This is a genomic window from Nonomuraea composti, assembly GCF_012034275.1.
Classification (GTDB): Bacteria; Actinomycetota; Actinomycetes; order Streptosporangiales; family Streptosporangiaceae; genus Nonomuraea; species Nonomuraea composti.
In genome coordinates, this window is sequence record NZ_JAATEP010000004.1 from 1 (window position 1) to 18,521 (window position 18,521).

Here is an 18,521-nt window from a genome sequence, read left to right on the forward strand (position 1 = left end):
GGTCGTTCGGGAACGCGCTGGACGGGCGGGGTGATCCGGGCGTGCTGATCGCGGCGCTCAAGCAGTACGTGCTGCCGGAGCTGGCCTCCGCGTTCGGCGTCACCATGATCGCGCTGTTCCTGAGCGTGCTGGCGTTCGGGGCGATGGCTCTGGTCGAGCGGGCCGAGCGGGCCAACGTGGGTGCGGCCGACGAGGTGTTCCTGATCTACCTGGCGCGCCTGCCGGGCAAGGAGGCCGCGCCCGGGTTGCAGGGGCTCACCCGCGAGCTGGCGCAGGTGCAGGGGCTGACCAGGGAACTGTCGCACATGCAGGGCCTCACGCAGGAGCTGGCGCACTCGCGGGGCAGGACCGAGGAGCTGGTGAAGGGGCTGGACGCGCTGCGTACCGCCGTGGACCGGCTGGCCGCCGCCGAGAGCCGGCCGCAGAAGTACACGCTGGTGAGGGAACAGTGAGGAGGAGGCCGCCGCGGTCGTTCGCGCCGCCGCTCGACCTGCGGTTCATCGACCTGTTCATGGCCATCGTGCTCGCGCTGTCGTTCGTGGCGATCATGCTGACGGTGGTGACGCGGATGTTGCCGACCGAGAGCGCCACGCCGCCCGCGCGGCAGCAGAAGAGCGTGGCCCAGCTCGAACGGCAGCTCGCCGCCGCCGAGCGGGCCAGGCGGGAGGCCGAGGCGGAGCTGCGGACGACGCGGGAGCAGATCTCCGAGCAGACGGCCTTCGCCCTGCCGTGGTGGCTGATCGGCTTCTGCGCGCTGCTGGGCGTGCTGGCCGTGTTCATGAACTGGCGGGTGCGGCTGTGGAACAAGGGCAGCCTGCCGCCGCTGTGGAGCTGGGGGCTGGTCACGCTCGTGGTGGCGGTGGTCACGGTGGTGATCAGGTCGCTGAGCGACGGGCAGGGGTACCTGCTGCTGGCCGAGATCCCCTGGTGGGCCGCCGACGTCCTCTGCCTGGGGCTGCTGCTGGTCGCGCACGTGCTGATCTCGGACATCCGGGACCGGCAGCACGCGCTGGGACGTATCAAAGCGCAGGGGGTAAATCCTTCGCGTCCGTGACGAACCCTCGGTAAGGTCCGGAACCAGACTGGCCGCGGGACTCCGGTACGACTTCCGGAAACCGCCTCTGAAAGCGACGCTTCGCAGCTCGTGCCCCCATTCCCCGGCCAGTCCACGACCTGGGGGAGCCGATGGAGACGTACGCCGACCTGATCGAGTGCGAGGACGTGCTGCTCTTCGCCAACGCGGCGATCACCTCGACCGGGCAGCGCGAGTTCCACAGCGCGGCCGGCGAGCAGCGGCTGTCCCTCGCCTTCCTGCACGACTACATCCACGGCAACTATCCGGACCTGTACGCGGCCACGCTGGCGCTCGACATCAACGACCACAACGCCGCCCTGATCATCGCCAACCTCCTCAAGCGCGGGGCCGGCCTCCCCGGCGCCGGCGACGCGCGGCTGATCGCGGGGCGGCTGGCGCGGATGAGCCCGCCCCGCGTCTACCGGCTGTTCCAGGAGCTGCGGCGGGCGGGCGTCAACAACCGGCGCACCCGCGCGATCATCCGCGACTGGCTCGCCGCCCGGCCCGACCTGGCCTTCGACGCTGTGAAGTACCGCTCGGCGCTGAAGTCGGCGGTGCGGCACGCGCACCTGCGGCCCGAGGGCGAGCTGGGCGACTTCCTGTTCGCGCCGTTCCGCCGCGCCCGCTACGAGGCGCCCCTGCTGGAGGCGTGGCGGCGGGCGCACTACGACAAGAACGCCCTGTACGAGCTGCCGTACACGGTCGCCGAGGGCTTCGCCGCCCGCCACGGCATCAGCCGGGCCGCCTTCCTGGAGCGCGTCGCGCCCCGGCTGACGAAGCTGGAGCGGCTGCGGCTGACCGGGGCGGCCGAGCGCGACGGCGTACGGACCGAGGCGGACCTGACCGCGATGCCGCTGGTCAGGCTGGCCTCGTACGTGCTGTCGCTGGCCCCGGACGTGCGCGCGCGGCGGCGCGCGGAACTGGTCGCGGCGCTGCGCGCGGCGGCGGCGCGGGCGGCGGGGGCGCGGGCCGGCACGTGGGGCGACGTGGCCGCGGTGCTGGACGACAGCTTCTCCTCCTTCGGCTCGCCCGTGAAGCGCCGCCGGCCGCTCGCCGTCGCGCTGGCCTGCCACTACCTGTTGCGGGCGCTGGCCGGCTCCTACCGCGGGCTGTGGCTGTCGGGCCGCTCCGACCCGCTCCAGGCGCGCCCCACCGGGCCCACGCCGCTGGGACGGCGGATCCTCGACGCCCTCGAAGGGCGGCCGGGCCTGCTCGTCATCGTCTCCGACGGCTGGGACAACGCGCCCCCCGGCCTGGCCGCCGAGGTGCTGCGCGTCTGGCGGCGCAAGCTCGACCCGGCGGGCGAGGTCGGCATCGTGCACCTGAATCCGGTCTACGACGCCGAGCAGATCGAGGTGCGGCGGCTGGCCACGGTGGTGCCGACGGCCGGCATCCGCGATGCCGAGGACCTGCCGGCGCTGGTGGAGCTGGCCCGCTTCGCCGAGGGGCGGACGGGGCTCGCGGAGCTGCGGGCGTACCTGGAGGATCGGGCGGCACGACGATGACCGGCACACTGAGCGGCACGTTGATCGACTTCGGCGGGCTGGAGACGCGGCCCGCGCAGACGTGGGGCGCGCTGCGGCTCGTCCCACTCGTGCGCCGCGACTCCATCGAGGACCTGCGGCTGCACGCCAAGGTGTACGGCGACGAGGCGAGCCTGGTGCTGCTGCCGGACCGCACGCTCTACACCGCGTACGTCCCGCACGCCTTCGTCGCGTCCTGGACCGGCGACGGCACCCCGGCGGCGGCGTACGGCACGCAGCTCGGGCAGCCGCTGCGGCACGTGCCGGTCAGGGTGCGGCGCAGGATGGCCCGCCGGGTGGAGCCGGGCCGGCTGCGGTTCCTGCCGCTGCACCTGGCCCTGGAGGGCTTCCTCGCGCTGCACTTCGGCGGCCCCGAGATCGCGTGGCAGGAGTGGTCGCGCCAGGCGGTCGCGCACGGGCTGTCGCCGCGCGCCGAGGACGCCTACACCGGCGCGGAGGTGCGCGGGCTCGACGACGCGCTCAAGGTGTTCGAGATCCACCCGGGGCAGTGCGGGCTGCTGCTGTACGCGGGCGACACGCTGGCCGGCGCGTTCGTGGTGCCGCATCCGGAGGACTACCGGGCGCTGCACCCGACCCTCATCCGCGACCTGTACGGGGAGCTGATCTACGAGTACGCCCTCTTCCACCCCGCCAGGGACTTCCCCGCGGTGATCGACGAGAGCGCCGTCACCTCGCTGGCCGACCTGCGCGCCGAGGCGGAGCGGCACGAGCGGGAGTGGGCGGGCTTCCACGACTCGGTGATGGCGGCCGGGCTCCTGCGCGCCCCCGCCCGGGTGGAGCAGGTCTACCGGATGGGACGGTTCACGCTGAGCCGGTTCCTGCCGTCGTTCGAGAGGAAGAGCGAGAACCACCTCGGCGAGACGATCACCGACGGCGAGGGGCGGCTGGCGTACCTGAAGACGTTCAGGTTGTCGGAGGCGCAGAGCCGGCGCGGCCACCTGCTGAGCGCGCTGGCCGCGCACGGCTGGAGCCTGCCCGCCACCGCCGCCACGCTCCGGATCGGCGTGCCCATGCTGGCGGCGCGCCTGGAGCGGGCGGGGTTCGGGCAGTTGCTGCGGCAGGACGTCATGGACGCCTTCCGCAAGCAGCTCAATGAGCGCACCCGGCGTACTCGTCGAGGCGGCGCAGCATCGCCACCAGCATGAGCGGGAACATCACCACGTGCGAGACCAGCATCAGCCCGTCGGCGTCCATGACCCCCGTCCACAGCAGGGGGAAGAGCGGCACGGCGGGCGCGAACATGATCGCGCACATCTCCAGCGTCGGGGCCCAGCCGTGGCCGCGCACGCGCATCCACGCGGCCATGCCGATCGACATGTTCAGCGCCATCGCCAGGTACCACAGCTCCGGCTGCTCGGCGTGGGAGACGCCGAGGCCGACGGCCGACTGCAGCATGCCGAGCGCGAACATCCCGACGAACATCGCGATGATCATTTCGAGGTAGTGGAGGGCGAATCTGCCCCAGCGGCGGCCCGTCCTGGGCGTTGTCGTCGTCGTCATGTCCCCGACTGTCCTTGGTACGGCCGCCGGCGGCCAAGACCGGCGACCGAGAAGGTCCGGAAACTTGGGATCCGCGTCCTTCGCACCTAAAGTCGTGGCCATGGATCGACGACGGGTGGTGGTCGTGGCCTACGACGCGGCCGAGCTGCTCGAGATCGCGAGTATCACCTCGACGCTGGAGAGCGCCAACTGGCACGGCGCGGCACCCTACTACGAGTACCGGGTGGCCACCCCCGGAGGCCACCCCGTCACCACCGCCACCGCGCTGACCCTCGACGCCCAGCTCACCCTCGAACGTGTCACCGGCCCCCTCGACACGCTCGTCGTCGCCGGCGGGATCGGCGCCGAGAACGCCGCCGCCAGCCCGCTGATCGTCGGTCACGTCCGGCGGCTGGCCAGGGAGAGCCGGCGGGTCGCCTCCGTCTGCACCGGCGCGTTCGTCCTCGCCGCCGCCGGCCTGCTCGACGGGCGCCGCGCCACCACGCACTGGGGCTTCGCGCAGACGATGGCCGACCGCTACCCCGACGTCGTCGTGGACCCCGACCCGATCTTCGTCAGGGACGGCAACGTCGCCACCTCCGCCGGCATCACCGCCGCCCTCGACCTCATCCTCGCCTTCGTCGCCGAGGACAACGGCGACGAGCTCGCCAGGACCGTCGCCCGCAACCTCGTTACCTACCTGCAGCGGCCCGGCGACCAGGCGCAGATGAGCATGTTCGTCGAAGCGCCGTCGCCCGCCAACAGCCTCGTCAAACGCACCATCGACTACATCTCGGCCCACCTGCGCGACGACCTCAGCACCGCCGCGCTGGCCGTCGAGGCGGGCGTCAGCGAGCGGCACCTGACCAGGCTGTTCCTCAAGCACCTCGGCCAGACACCCGGCCGCTACGTCCGCCAGGTCCGCACCGAGGCCGCTGCCCACCTGCTCGCCTCCACCTCGCTGCCGATGGCGGCGGTGGCGGTGCGGTGCGGGTTCGGGACGGCGGAGACGTTGCGGCAGGCGTTCATCGACCGGTACGGCGTCCCGCCCTCCCACTACCGGCTCACCCAGGCCGCCGGCTGACCCTCCTGGCATGGTCCGGTTCGTCCGGACTCTGGCTAATGTGTCTGCGATGGACGGCGACCGGGTCATTGGCGGCTACACGCTGCGACGCCTGCTGGGGCGCGGCGGCATGGGCGAGGTGTACCTCGCCGCCACGCCCACCGGCGGCCTGGCCGCCGTCAAGCTCATCCACCCCGCCCTCGCCGGCGACCCCGCCTTCCGGCGACGCTTCGAACGGGAAGTGGCGGCCGCGCGACGGGTCGCCCGGTTCTGCACCGCACCCGTCCTCGACGCCGGGATCGACGACGGCGTCGCCTACCTCGTCACCGAATACGTCAAAGGGCCCGACCTCGCCCGGGCCGTCCGCGAGCAGGGGCCGCTGTCGGGCGGCAACCTGGAGGCGCTGGCCGTCGGCGTCGCCACCGCGCTGAGCGCCATCCACGGCGCCGGCGTCATCCACCGCGACCTCAAACCCGGCAACGTGCTGCTCTCGCCCCTGGGGCCGCGCGTCATCGACTTCGGCATCGCCCGCCTCGTCGGCCACGACGCCCTGTCCAGCCAGGCCATCCTGGGGACGCCCGCGTTCATGGCGCCCGAACAGGCGCGCGGCGAACCGCTGACACCGGCCGCCGACGTGTTCTCGTGGGGCGGGGTGATCGCGTTCGCGGGGACGGGGCGGCCGCCGTTCGGCGGCGAATCCTCGGAGGCGGCGCTGTGGCGGATCGCCCACGAACCGCCGCGGCTCTCCGGGTTGGACGACGGCATCAGGAGTATCGTCGAGCGGGCGCTGGCCAAGGATCCCCTCGCTCGGCCCACCGCTTCTGAGCTGCTGGCTGAGCTGGTGGGCGGCACGCGCCTGGCCACGGCCACGGAAGTGGTCGAACGCACGTGGACGGGCACCGCCACGGCCGACCTGCGCACCCCCGCCGCCCCTACCTCCGCCGCCCGCATCGCCCCCGCCCCCGCCGCCTCCCCGCCTGGTGCTGGCCCGCCTGGTGCCGCGCCAGTGGTTGCGCCGGTTGCGCCGACCGCGCCGGGCAGCGCGGCGCCCGCGGTCGCGCCTGCGGCGCCACTCGCGCCGTCCGGTGCTGCGCCCGCCACCTCACCCGCACCGCCCGGTGCCGCGCGTGCCGGCACGCCGTCCGCCCCATCCGCGGGTTCCGACGCGCGGGCCCCGTGGGCGGAGGCTGGGCACGATCGGCCGGTCAGCGTAGCGGGCACGGCTCGTTCCGGCGGGCGGCGGTGGCGTAGGTGGGTGTGGGGAGCGGCCGGAAGCGGGGCGCTGGCCCTTGGGGTTCTTGCCGCCCAGATCCTGCCCGGCCGGCTGACCGCACAGACCTGGCCGTACGAGGCCGGATTCGCCGACGGGTGGGCCGTCGGCGCGTCCGAGGGTGGAAGCGCCCGGACGGACGGTGGCGCCTACGAGCTGGACGTGAAGCCGGGGTGGCGGCTGTGGAAGTCCGCGCCCGTGAACGAGCCGGAGAGCGGCGTGGTCGTCAGCGCGAAGGGCACCCTGGAGGAGGGCGACGGGGAGTACGGTGTGTGGTGCCACGGCTCGGCGAGCTCCGGGAACCGTTACGAGTTCGGAGTGAGCGGCGCGGGCAAGGTCTCGATCGTCAAGCGCCGCACGGGCACGGAGGGCAAGATCCTTTACGGGCCGGCGGACGCACCGAGGACGGCCGCCAACCGCATCGTCGCGGAATGCGGCCAGAGCGGGAGCAAGGTGACCCTGCGGATGTGGCTGAACGAGACCCTGGTCGCCGAGGTGTCCGACGCCGACGCCCCGTACGGGGCCGGTGAGGCCGGGGTGCACGCGGCGTCGAGCGCGACCCGGCTGGCCCGCGTCCGCTTCGAGTCCTTCGCCGTCAGACCGGCGACCGGCACGTGAGGCCGGGGAGCCGGTGAGCACGCGGTCCGGCGAGCCTGGCCCGCCGCGGTCCGGTGTGCCCGGCCAAGCGCGGTCCGGTGTGCCCGGCCCGCCGCGGTTCGGCGTGCCCGGCCCGCCGCGGTTCGGCGTTCTCGGCCCGGTGCGCGTCGGCGGCGGCGACGGTGGTGGTGCCCGCGATGGCGGCGGTGATCGTGACGACGACGGTGGCGGCGGCTGGGCTCCGGGGCCGGCCAAGCATCGGGCGTTGCTGGCGGCGTTGCTGCTGTCGGCGGGTGAGCGGGTGCCGGTGGAGCGGTTGCTGTCCGCCGTCTGGGATGACCGGCCGCCCGCTTCCGCCGAGTCCGTGCTGCGGGTGTACGTCAGTGCGCTGCGGAAGAGCGTCGGCGGCATCCGTACCGTGCCCGGGGGGTACCTGCTCGACGTCGAGCGGGACGACGTGGACTGCCACCGCTTCGAACGGCTGGTCGCGGCGGCCAGGCAGGAGCGGGAGGCCGGGAGGGTGGCGGAGGCGGCCGACGGGTTCAGGGCGGCGCTGGGGCTGTGGCGGGGGCAGAGCGCGCTCGCGGACGTCGAGTCGTCGGTGTTGCGGCGGGCGTACGGGGTGCCGCTGGAGGAGCTGCGGCTCACCGCGCTGGAGGAGCGGGTGGAGCTCGACCTGCGGCTGGGCCGGGGCGCCGAGGTGGTGGGGGAGCTGCGGGCCCTCGTCGCGGCCCACCCGCTGCGGGAACGTGCCTGGGTCCGCCTCATCGAGGCCCTGCACCAGGCGGGGCGCAGGTCGGAGGCGCTGGACGCGTACCAGGACGTGCGGCGGACGCTGGTGGAGGAGCTCGGCCTGGAGCCGGGGGCGGAGCTGGTGGCCGCGCATCAGCACGTACTGAACGACATCGGGTCGCTGCCTGGCGGCTCCCTGGATGTGGTCAGCGCGGCGGGGGTGATCGGTGGCCTCGCGGGTGGGGTTGGTGCCCAAGGTGCGGTGGGGCCGGTCAATGAGTTGCCGCCGGATATTTCGGACTTCGCGGGGCGGCGGGCGGTGCTCGGCTGGATCGCGCGCATGGCCGCCGAACGTGTCCCGGCCCCCGTTCACCTGGTCCTGCACGGCCCGCCCGGCTGCGGAAAGTCGGCCGTGGCCGTGCACGCCGCCACCACGCTGGGTCAGCGAGACGGCCTCCCGTACGACCGCCTGTACGCCGTGCTCGGGGCGCGTCCGCCCGGTGCTGTGCTGGAGGATCTGTTGCGGTCGCTCGGGTGCCCGGACGGTGCGGTGCCGGCTGCGTTGGATGAGCGGGTGCGGTTGTACCGCAGCATCACGGCTCGTAGACGGTTGCTCGTCGTGCTGGACGATGCTGCCGACGAGTCCCAGGTGCGGCCGCTGCTTCCCACGGGGCCCGGCAGCCTCACGCTGGTGACGAGCCGGTCGCCGCTGGCGGGGCTGGAGGCGGCGCGGGCGTACGAGCTGGGGCTGCTCGATGAGGACGAGGCGGTGGCGCTGCTCGGCGGCGTGGCCGGGCATGATCGGGTAGGTGCGGAGCCCGAGGCCGCTGCCCGGATCGTCCGGCTGTGTGGGTATCTGCCCTTGGCGTTGCGTATCGCCGGCTCCCGGTTGGCCAGGAAGCGGGGCTGGACGCTGGGCCATCTGGCGGGGCGGCTGAGTGATGAGCGGCGGCGGCTCGACGAGCTGAGCGCGGGTGATCTCGCCGTCCGGGGCAGCCTCGCCCTGGGGTATCGAGGGCTGCCGGCGCAGGAGCGGCGGCTCCTGCGCCGGCTCGGCGCGCTGTCCGCGCCCGACTTCGCGCCCTGGGTGCTGGGCGCGGACCTGGAGCCGCTGGTGGAGGCGGGGCTGCTGCAGTCGCGCGGGCTGGACGAGGCCGGTCAGGAACGGTACGGCTGGCACGACCTGACCCGGCTGTACGCCGCTGAACGCCTGGCCGAGGAGGACGGCGGCCCGGCCGTGGTGCTGGCGGCCGTGGCGGGCGGAATCCTGGAGCGGACCCGCCGGGCCCGCGAAGCCCTCCTCCCGGCCGAGCCCGGCACCGGCCGCACCGAACTCCTCCCACCTGCGACAGCGGCGCACGATCACCTGTCGTGGGGGCGTCCGCCGGAGGGGGTGGGTGCTCAGCCCTTCTGGGGGCGTAGCGGGTGGTCGCGGCCGGGTGGTGGGCTGGAGACGGGGTGGTTGCGGCAGGAGGCGCGGTGGTTGGGTGCTGAGCGGCGGTTCCTGGTGGCGGCGGTCGAGGACTTCTACCGGGCCGGTCTGTACGAGGCCGCGTGGCGGCTGGCGTTCTACCTGACGCCGCTGTTCGAGCTGGGCGCCCACCACGACGACTGGCACGCGACGACCGCGACCGGGCTGGACGCGGCCAGGGCGGCGGGCCACCGGCACGGCGAGGCGCTGCTGTTGCGCGGCCTGGCCGACTTGCACCGGGTGGAGGGCCGCACGGACGCGGCGGCAGCGGCGCTGAGGGCGGCCCAGCCGCTGGTGGAGGGGCTGGAGCTGGCAAGGATCACGCTCAGGCTGGGCCTGGTCCAGGCCGCCGCGGGCGGGGCTCAGGTTCAGGCTGCTGCGGGCGGGGCTCTGGTTCAGGCTGCCGGTCGGAGCCCGGGGCGGGCCATGGGCGGGCGGCGGGCGTCGGAGGTGATGGAGGCGGAGCGGGCGTTCGTGCGGGCGTTGCGGGAGTTCGAGGAGGCGGGTGACCGGCGGGGGCGGGCCGACGCGCTCCGGGCGCTCGGCTGCCTGCGTGGGGACGAGGCGGCGCTGAAGGAGAGCCTGGACGCCTACCGGGAGCTGGGTGATCTGCGGGGTGCGGCGGAGGCGCTGCTCGACCTGGCCAGGCTGCATCTCGCGGCCCGGAGCCACGGTCAGGCCCGCGAGTGCGTGCGGTGGCGGCTGGGGATCAATCGTCGCCTGGGTGACCGGTTGCCGGAGGCGGTGGCGTTGCTCGTCCTGGCTGAGATCGAGGAGGCGGCGGGCGCGCCGGCAGCGGCGGCGCAGGCGGCGCGAGCGGCGCTGGAGACGTTCACCGCGTACGGGGAGCGGCGGGGCGCGGCGCGGGCGCGGCTGGCGCTGGCGAGGGCCGGGTTGGAGCTCGGCGAGCTGGATGAGGCGGTTGAGACCCTTGTGAGAGGTATGGAAGAGTTTGACCGCCTCGGTGATGACGAGGTCAAGGCCGAGGCCGACAGGCTCGCGAGGGAGGCCGCCAGGCGGCGTGATCGGCGCATATAGCCGACTATGCGGATCCTGAAGGTCGCCTCCCTAGGGTGAGGGCCACAACCCCGACAACGAAGGTGACCAGGTAAATGCGTAAGACGTTCGCGCTGGCTGTGGCCGCGATCGCGCTGGCAGGTTGCGGTGTGCTGCCGGGTCAGCAGGGCGGAGGCGGTGAGGAGCGGCAGACGCGGGCCGCCGCGGAGGGGCAGGCCACGCCCGCCTCCACGGCCCCTCAGGAGCAGGCGAGCAGCGCGCCGCCGCAGCAGACCGAGGTGATCGCCAGCCGCGAGGCCAAGGTCGGCGGCGGCGACATGTACGGCAAGGCGCGCGTCGACGTCACCGGCCTCAAGCGCCAGGGCCGCACCCTCAGCCTCACCTGGACGGTCACGGCCCTCGACGGCGACGTCAACCTGCACAACGGCCTGGGCAGTGGCCCGCTCGACTTCACCGTCTCGTCCGTCGCGCTGATCGACCCGGTCAACGCCAAGCGGTACCGGGTGGCGCGCAACGGCACGGACCAGGGGGCCGCGTGCGTGTGCTCCGGCACGCAGGGCCAGTTCCTGAAGCCGGGGGAGGCCTCCACGCTGTACGCGGTGTTCGCGGCGCCGCCCGCGGACGTCACGAAGATCAACATCGAGATGCCGATGTTCGGCGTGATCACCGATGTTCCGATCTCTTAGCGTCGCCCTCGCCCTCGTCCTGTCCCCGACCCCCGCACCCAGCCCGCCCGCGAACGCCACCGGCGCCGTCGAGGACCTCGTCCTGCCCGTCGAGGACATCGTGGGCGAGGTCGAGTCCATGGACGGCGCCGAGAGCGAGAGCAAGGTGGGCCGGCAGGTCACGGTCGCGGTGACCAGCGACGTGCTGTTCGCCCTCGACAAGTGGCGGCTCACGGACAAGGCCCGGCAGCGGCTGGCCAAGGTGGCCGGGAAGGTTCGGGACGAAGGGGCCGGCGGGGTGGTGAAGATCGAGGGGCACACCGACGACCAGGGCACCGACGCGTACAACCAGACCTTGTCGCAGCGGCGCGCGCAGGCCGTCGAGAGCGAGATGCGGCACCTGCTGTCGGCGGCCGGGGTGACGCTGGAGGCGCGCGGGTACGGCGAGAGCCGGCCCAAGGTGCCCAACATGGTCGGCGGCAAGCCCGTGGAGAAGAACCGCGCCAGGAACCGGCGCGTCGAGATCGTCTTCACGGCCAAGCAATAGGACCGCGCAGTAGAGGGGCGGGCGCGCGGACGGTGACGGATGCCCGCCGCGGGTGCGGACGGGCGCCCGGTGCACCACCGTCACCCGCACGGGACGCGTGAGCGGGCGTGTCACTCGCCCGGGAGTTGCCCCAAGGTCACGTTGAGCGTCTCGGTGCGGCCGTTCGAGCGGATCACGCCCACCCTGGCGTGGTCGCCCGGCTTGAGGGTGGTGATGGTCTCGGCCAGGAGCGCCATCGTCGACGTGTCCTTGCCGTTGATCGAGACGATCACGTCCCCGGCCCGGATGCCGGCCTTCTCGGCGCCGCTGCCCCGGTCGACGCTCGCCACCCCGACCCCGCTCGGCTGGCCGTCGGAGCCGATGACCGTGCTGCCGCGGATGCCGAGGGCGGCCCGGTGGCTGTTGGTGACCCGGCCGTCCTTGACGATCTGGCGGGCGATGTCGGTGGCCGTGTTGCTCGGGATGGCGAAGCCGATACCGGGCGCGGCGCCGCCGCCCAGGTCGGGGTCGGTGGCGGCGAGCGTCGGGATGCCGATGACGTGGCCGGACAGGTCCACCAGCGCGCCGCCGCTGTTGCCCGGGTTGATGGCGGCCGAGGTCTGGATGGCGCCGGCGATGGTGGCGCCGGGCGAGTCGGGGTTCTGCGGCTCGGTCACCGTACGGCCGAGCGCGGAGACGATGCCGTTCGTGACGCTCCCGGACAGCCCCAGCGGGTTGCCCATGGCCAGCACGATCTGCCCCACCCGCAGCTTCGACGAGTCGCCGAACCGGGCCGGCCTGAGCCCGTCGGGCCGGTCCACCTTGATCACGGCCAGGTCCCCGCCGGCGAACGACTTGACCAGCCGGGCCGATCGCGGCGGGCCGCCGGTGGCGATCGTCACGTTCATCTGCGTAGCCTCGCCGACCACGTGCGCGTTCGTGACGATGTGCCCCTGCGTGTCGAACACGATGCCCGACCCGAGCCCCACCTTCGTGGTGATCTGCACGATGGACGGCAGGACGTCCGAGATGACCTTCTCGTACGCCGCCTCCAGCGCCTGCGGGGACGAGGTGGGCGAGGTGGGCGAGGTGGGCGAGGCCGCTGTCGTGCTCGGCGCCGAGGAGGGCGAGGCGGACGGGCCGGTGGTGCCTGTGGTGGTGGGGGGAGGCCCGCAGCCGGCGACCAGTACGGCTGCGGCGGCCAGTCCTGCGACGATCTCCCTCATGGGGAGACTCTTCCCAGCTCAGCCCGAAAGATACGCTTCCCGGACGTTCCGCCTGCTCAGCTTGCCTGTCGGCGTACGGGGGAGCGATGCGCGGTACTCGATCAGCCGGGGATGCTTGAGCCGGGCCAGGCGGGGCGCGCAGTGCCGCAGCAGCTCGGCCGTGAGCTCGTCGCCGCCGGACACCCCGGCCGCCGGCTGCACCAGCGCCACCACCTTCTGGCCCCACTCGGGGTCGGGCACGCCGATCACCGCGACGTCGGACACGGAGGGGTGCTCCAGCAGCGCCGCCTCGATCTCGGCCGGGTAGATGTTCACGCCGCCGGAGATGATCAGGTCGGTCCTGCGGTCGAGCAGGAACAGGTAGCCGTCCTCGTCGAGGTAGCCGATGTCGCCCGGGGTGTAGTCGCGCCCGCGCATGGCGGCCGCCGTCTTGTCCGGGTCGCCGTGGTACTCGAAGCGGTTGATCCCGCCGATGTAGACCAGGCCGGGCGAGCCGGGCGGCACCTCGTTGCCGTCCTCGTCCACGATCGTGAACGACATCCCGTCCAGCGCCCTGCCGACCGTGCCCGGCTTGGCCAGCCACTCCTCGGAGGAGACCATGGTGGCCACGGCCGCCTCGGTGGAGCCGTAGTACTCCCACAGCACCGGCCCGAGCCAGTCGATCATCGCCTGCTTGGTGGCCGGCGGGCACGGGGCCGCCCCGTGGTAGAGGTGGGTGAGGGACGACAGGTCGTACGACTCCTTGTCCGGCACCGCCAGCAGCCGGTGGAACATCGTCGGCACCATGAACGCGTTCGTCACCCGGTACCGCTGGATCAGCTCCAGCGCGGCGGCCGCCTCGAACCGCTCCGGCGCCACGATCGCGTGCCCGAACTGCAGCGCCATCATCGCCTGCCCGTACGGCGCCGAGTGGTAGAGCTGCGAGCACACCAGGTGCACCCCGCCCATCGGCAGCCCGAAGTGCCGCCAGCTCTTGCGCATCAGGATCGGGTACAGCTCCTCCGGCGTCAGGTCCAGCAGCCGCCGGCGCACGCCCTTGGGCCGTCCGGTGGTGCCGGAGGTGTAGAGCATCATCGAGCCGGCCCGCCGGTGCTCGGGCGCGGTGGCGGACTGGCCCGCGACGAGCTCGTCCACGGACAGGGCGCCCGGCCCGACGACCACTTTCGCGCCGCAGTCGCCGATGATGTAGTCGATCTCCTCGGTGGTGAAGTGCCAGTTGACGGGGACGAGGTAGGCGCCGATCTGGTACGTGGCCAGCATCATGGTCAGGGCGTCGGCCCCGTTCTTCAGCACCGTCACCACACAGTCGCCCGGAGCGACTTCGCGCGAGGTCAGGCCGTGGGAGGCGCGGTTGACGCGGTCCAGCAACCGGCCGTAGGTCATGCCCTCGTCGCCGAGGAGGGCGGGGCGTTCAGGGTCGTTGGCGGCGATCTCGTAGAAACCCCTCATGTCCGCAGACCTTACAGAATTAGATTCTGCTGGGGGAATAGAGGAATTGTCCCGCTCTGTAGTGACGTAATCTCAAGGCCATGGCGGACGACGGCGAGCGCAGGCGCACTTACGATTCACCCACCACCCCGTTCCGCAAGGTCGTCCTGCCCGCGGAGGAGACCATCCGGATCTCACGGCCGCCCGCGCCCGGGGCCTCCGGGCCTGTCTCCGGGCCTGCCTCTGGTGCGACCGAGGAGCAGTCACCGGCACCTGCGCAGCCGGCCGGAAAGTCCGGTGGGAAGGCTCCCGGGAAGGGCGCCGGCTCGTCCACCGGGAAGGCCGCCGACCAGCCCAAGGGGCAGGCCGCCGGGCAGGCTCCCGCGAAGACGGGCACCAAGTCGCCGAGCCAGGCTCCCGCGAAAACGCCTGCCAAGTCGCCCAGCCCATCCCCGGGCCAGGCTCCCGGCCAGTCGCAGGGGCAGGGGCAGGGGCAGGGGCAGGGTTCCAGCCAGCCGCAGGGGCAGGCGCCCGCCCAGACGCAGGGCAAGACTCCCGTGCAGTCGCCGGGCAAGAAGGTTGCCCCGGTGCCGAGCCAGCCGCCGAAGCGGCAGCCCCCGAGCGGGCCCTCCGCCGTGCCCCCGGCGGGCGCTCCGGGATCGGGACAGGGCAGCGGGCCGAGGCAAGGCACCGGCCAGCCCCAGAGCCCGGGCGCCTCACAGGGCGCGGCTCCAGCGCAGAGTACGGGCCTCTCGCACGGCGCAGGTGCGGCGCAGGCTGCGGGCCAAGCGCAGGGTGCCGGCCAGGGGCCGGGTCAGGCGTCGGGTGCGGCGGGGCTTGGGCCAGGCGTGCCTCCGGGGCCGGGCGTGGGCTCGGGTCCCGGTCATGGGGCCGGGCCGATGCCGGTGCATGGGGGTGCGTTGCGGGTCGGGCATCCGCCGCAGCAGCAGCCGTACATGCAGCCGCTGCCGCCCGTGCCGCCGCTCCCGCCGGAGCCCAGGGGGCGCCGGCTCGGGGACATCCCGATCAGGGCGATCTACCTGGTCGGCGCGATCCTCGGCACGGTCCTGGCGGTGCTGCTCGTCTTCGTCGTGTTCCGCGGCGACGTGCCCGCCAACCAGCAGTCGGACGAGCAGATCATCCCGGTCGCGCCGGTGCCGTCCGTGTCGGTGACCCCGACGGCGTCGGCGAGCCCGACGCCGACCGAGACGCCGATCGTGCTGCCGCCGGTGCCGGAGTCGAAGAAGTTCGCCACGCTGTCGGGCACGGCGTCCCTCGTCACCGGCACGATCACGGACAAGAACAGCGGCATCTCCTACCCGAGGCTGGCCTCGCCGTGGAAGGCGAAGTCGTTCCCGCCGTTCTCGGTCGCGCAGCGCATCGGCAAGGTCGCCGTCCCGCACACGGTGATCGCCTCCGCCATGTACCCGGGTGACTCGCCGGAGAAGAAGCCCAGCACGAACGCCGACTACCGGGAGATCGCCACCCAGGCGGCCCGCTGGACGATCCGCACCCAGTATCCGGCGGGCGCCAAGCTCGACGAGTGGACGGCCTCGCAAAAGGTGCCGCTGGGGAAGGGGTGGACGCTCGGCTACAAGGTGACCTACACCTTCGACGGCAAGGAGCAGGAGGCCCAGGCCATGGTGACGGTCGTCGAAGTGGGCAAGACGAAGCCGGCGATGCTCATGGCCTCGATCCCCGAGACGAACAAGACCCGGTGGCGCGACCTGAACACGCTGGTGCAGCAGGTCCGTCCGCTGTAGCGGGCGCCCGTCGTGCCCTTTCCGCCGTCCGGGTCGTGCGGTATGCCAGAAGCATCCTCTAGAATATGATTCTGGGCATGACTCGGACCTGGCTGGAGGATGAGCAATGGCGATCGGGTTGAGCGAGGAGCACGAGGCGCTCCGCGAGTCGGTGAGCGGCTGGGCGGAGCGGAACATCCCCTCGGAGCTGCTGCGCGCCGGCACGGAAGGACGCCCCGCGTTCTGGCCGGGCCTCGCCGAGCAGGGGCTGCTCGGGCTGCACGTGCCCGAGGAGTACGGCGGCTCCGGCTACGGGCTGCTGGAGGCGGCCGTGGCCATCGAGGCGCTGGCCGAGCGCATGGCGCCGGGGCCGTTCGTGCCGACCGTGCTGGCCAGCGCCGTGATCAACGCCTCCAAGCGCCCCGAGCACCTGGAGTCGTTCGTGGACGGCACGCTGACCGCCGCCGTCGCGCTGACCGGCTCACTGACCGGCACCCGCCGCGAGGACGGCTCGCTGATCGTCTCCGGGACGGCCGAGCCCGTGCTCGGCGGCTCCCTGGCCGACTCGCTGGTGCTGCCCGTCACCACGGACGACGGCGAGGTGTGGGTGCTCATCGACGCCTCCTCCGCCACCGTCACCGAGATCAAGTCGCTCGACCTCACCAGGCCGGCCGCGAAGGTCGAGCTGACGGAGGTGGAAGTCCCCGCCGAGGGCGTCCTCGACGGCGTCGAGACCACCGACGTGCGCGACCTGGCCGCGATCCTGCTCGGCGCCGAAGCGGCCGGCCTGGCCTCGTGGTGCGTGACGGCCGCCGCCGAGTACGCCAAGGTACGCGTCCAGTTCGGCCGCCCCATCGGCCAGTTCCAGGGCATCAAGCACAAGCTGTCGCGGATGCTCGTCGCGCTGGAGCAGGCCCGCGCCACCGTCTGGGACGCCACCCGCGCCGAAGGGCAGGAGCTGCGCTTCGCCGCCGCCGTCGCCGGCGTCATGGCCCCCGACGCCGCCGTCCAGTGCGCCAAGGACGCCATCCAGACGTTCGGCGGCATCGGCTACACCTTCGAGCACGACGTCCACCTCTACTACCGCCGCGCGCTCACCCTGCGCGCCCTGCTCGGCCCGTCCGCCGAATGGGCCGCCACCGTGACCGAGCTGTCCCTCCAGGGCGTCTCCCGCGAGATGGAGATCGACCTGCCCGAGGGCGCCGAGGCGCTGCGCGAGTCGATCCGCGCCGAGATCGCCGAGATCGCCAAGCTGGAGGGCAAGGAGCAGAAGCGGGCCCTGGCCAACCAGGGGTTCGTCATGTCGCACCTGCCCAAGCCGTGGGGCCGCGACGCCAAGCCGCTGGAGCAGGTGCTCATCGCGCAGGAGCTCAAGGCCGCCAAGGTACGCCTGCCCGCCATGATCATCGGCGCCTGGGTGGTGCCGTCCATCGCCGCGTACGGCACACCCGAGCAGCAGCAGCGCTTCCTGCCCAAGACGCTCAGCGGCGAGATGATCTGGTGCCAGCTCTTCTCCGAGCCCGGCGCCGGCTCCGACCTGGCCTCCCTCCAGATGAAGGCCGAGAAGGTCGAAGGCGGCTGGAAACTCAACGGCCAGAAGATTTGGACGTCCGTCGCCCACGTCGCCGAATGGGGCATCTGCATCGCCCGCAACTCCAGCGAAGGCTCCAAGCACGAAGGCATCACGTACTTCCTCGTCGACATGAAGGCCCCCGGCGTCACCGTCAGGCCCCTCACCGAGATGACCGGCGAGAACCTGTTCAACGAGGTCTTCCTCGACGACGTCTTCGTGCCCGACGACCTCGTCGTCGGCGAGGTCGGCGAAGGCTGGAAGGTCGCCCGCAACACGCTGTCCAACGAGCGCGTCTCCCTGTCGTCCGGCTCCGGCGGCACCGGCGCGTCCGTCCCCGACCTGCTCGGGCTCGTCGGACGGCTCGGTCGCGAGCTGACGCCCGCCGAGGCGCAGCGGGTGGCCGAAGTGGTGTGCGAAGGGCACTCCATCAACGCCCTGTCGCTGCGGGTCACGCTCAAGCAGCTCGCCGGGACCGAGCCCGGGGCCGACGCGTCCGTACGGAAGCTGCTGTCCACCTCGCACGCTCAGCACGTGTCGGAGACGGCGGTGGAGCTGCTCGGGGCCGCCGCCGTGGTCGCGGCGGACATGAAGCTCGGGGACGCCGGGTACTGGAACCGGGCCGTGCTCGCCACCCGGGCCATGACCATCTACGGTGGCACGACCGAGGTGCAGCTCAACATCATCGGCGAGCGCATGCTGGGGTTGCCTCGGGATCCGGAGCCGGGCAAGTAGGTTTTCGTCCGGGCCGCCCCCACATCCTGCCCGCCCGCCCCTTCCCACCGCACTTCGGTGCTGTCCTTTGGGGGAAGGGGCAAGGGGTACGACCGCCACGGGGGTCGGCCTGCGGCGACCTCGGCACGGGCGAGCCGACCGCCCCGCGGCGACCGCGATGCGCGGGCGCTGGCGGCTGGCGTGCGGAGATCGCGTGCGCGGGCGTCGGCGGCTGGCCTGCTGTGACCGCGGTACGCGGGCGAGGAGGCCAGCCTGCGGTGACCGCGTGGCGGGCAGGCCGAACCGGCCCGCTACGACCGCGTGTGCGGGCGCTGGCGGCTGGCCTGTGGGGACCGCGTGGGCGGGCAAGGCGCCGCTCTGTGGTGACCGCGCGGGCAAGGC

The 18,521-nt window shown here is 73.1% G+C and carries 14 protein-coding genes; 11 read left to right on the plus strand and 3 right to left on the minus strand.

Annotated elements, in window-relative coordinates:
- The 4 genes from HCN51_RS07365 to HCN51_RS07380 form a co-directional block, all read left to right on the plus strand.
- Positions 1–452: hypothetical protein (locus HCN51_RS07365; RefSeq protein WP_168008094.1), on the plus strand; the 452-nt coding region annotated here is incomplete at its 5' end.
- Positions 449–1,054, plus strand: a complete 606-nt coding sequence (locus HCN51_RS07370; RefSeq protein WP_168008096.1) for a hypothetical protein — start codon at positions 449–451, stop codon at positions 1,052–1,054. The genes HCN51_RS07365 and HCN51_RS07370, both read left to right, overlap by 4 nt.
- A gap of 131 nt (positions 1,055–1,185) precedes the next feature.
- Entirely contained in the window at positions 1,186–2,580 is a 1,395-nt protein-coding gene (locus HCN51_RS07375; protein WP_168008098.1) for a hypothetical protein, read from the plus strand.
- Positions 2,577–3,764 (plus strand): ARPP-2 domain-containing protein, encoded by a 1,188-nt coding sequence (locus HCN51_RS07380; protein WP_168008100.1) that lies wholly within the window; start codon positions 2,577–2,579, stop codon positions 3,762–3,764. Before HCN51_RS07375 ends, HCN51_RS07380 begins: the two co-directional genes overlap by 4 nt.
- Here HCN51_RS07380 and HCN51_RS07385 read toward each other — a convergent pair.
- Positions 3,709–4,119: a hypothetical protein gene (locus HCN51_RS07385; protein ID WP_168008102.1), complete on the minus strand. Its 411-nt coding sequence runs from the start codon at positions 4,117–4,119 to the stop codon at positions 3,709–3,711. The genes HCN51_RS07380 and HCN51_RS07385 overlap by 56 nt on opposite strands.
- A gap of 100 nt (positions 4,120–4,219) precedes the next feature.
- Here HCN51_RS07385 and HCN51_RS07390 point away from each other — a divergent pair, with 100 nt between their 5' ends.
- The 5 genes from HCN51_RS07390 to HCN51_RS07410 all read left to right on the plus strand — a co-directional run bounded on the left by HCN51_RS07390 (position 4,220) and on the right by HCN51_RS07410 (position 11,460).
- Positions 4,220–5,182 carry a GlxA family transcriptional regulator gene (locus tag HCN51_RS07390; RefSeq protein ID WP_168008104.1) on the plus strand — a complete coding sequence of 321 codons (963 nt, stop codon included), beginning with the start codon at positions 4,220–4,222 and terminating at the stop codon, positions 5,180–5,182.
- Positions 5,183–5,231: 49 nt separating this feature from the next.
- Positions 5,232–7,049 carry a serine/threonine-protein kinase gene (locus tag HCN51_RS59160; RefSeq protein ID WP_240972587.1) on the plus strand — a complete coding sequence of 606 codons (1,818 nt, stop codon included), beginning with the start codon at positions 5,232–5,234 and terminating at the stop codon, positions 7,047–7,049.
- A 79-nt stretch (positions 7,050–7,128) separates the two neighbouring features.
- Positions 7,129–10,269 carry an AfsR/SARP family transcriptional regulator gene (locus HCN51_RS07400; RefSeq protein ID WP_346433564.1) on the plus strand — a complete coding sequence of 1,047 codons (3,141 nt, stop codon included), beginning with the start codon at positions 7,129–7,131 and terminating at the stop codon, positions 10,267–10,269.
- A 74-nt stretch (positions 10,270–10,343) separates the two neighbouring features.
- Positions 10,344–10,934, plus strand: coding sequence for a hypothetical protein (locus tag HCN51_RS07405; protein WP_168008108.1), 591 nt, complete (start codon positions 10,344–10,346; stop codon positions 10,932–10,934).
- Positions 10,918–11,460, plus strand: a complete 543-nt coding sequence (locus HCN51_RS07410; protein ID WP_168008109.1) for an OmpA family protein — start codon at positions 10,918–10,920, stop codon at positions 11,458–11,460. The genes HCN51_RS07405 and HCN51_RS07410 overlap by 17 nt, the downstream gene beginning before the upstream one ends.
- Before the next feature lie 110 nt (positions 11,461–11,570).
- Here HCN51_RS07410 and HCN51_RS07415 read toward each other — a convergent pair whose 3' ends face one another.
- Together HCN51_RS07415 and HCN51_RS07420 are read right to left on the minus strand one after the other, a co-directional pair.
- Positions 11,571–12,665, minus strand: coding sequence for a S1C family serine protease (locus HCN51_RS07415; protein WP_168008110.1), 1,095 nt, complete (start codon positions 12,663–12,665; stop codon positions 11,571–11,573).
- 18 nt (positions 12,666–12,683) lie between these two features.
- On the minus strand, positions 12,684–14,114 hold the full coding sequence (locus HCN51_RS07420) for an AMP-binding protein (RefSeq protein WP_168008111.1): 1,431 nt from the start codon (positions 14,112–14,114) through the stop codon (positions 12,684–12,686).
- An 878-nt stretch (positions 14,115–14,992) separates the two neighbouring features.
- Here HCN51_RS07420 and HCN51_RS07425 point away from each other — a divergent pair.
- Together HCN51_RS07425 and HCN51_RS07430 are read left to right on the plus strand one after the other, a co-directional pair.
- Entirely contained in the window at positions 14,993–15,856 is an 864-nt protein-coding gene (locus HCN51_RS07425) for a hypothetical protein (protein WP_168008112.1), read from the plus strand.
- A 106-nt stretch (positions 15,857–15,962) separates the two neighbouring features.
- On the plus strand, positions 15,963–18,140 hold the full coding sequence (locus HCN51_RS07430; RefSeq protein WP_168008113.1) for an acyl-CoA dehydrogenase family protein: 2,178 nt from the start codon (positions 15,963–15,965) through the stop codon (positions 18,138–18,140).
- The last annotated feature ends 381 nt before the right edge of the window (positions 18,141–18,521 follow it).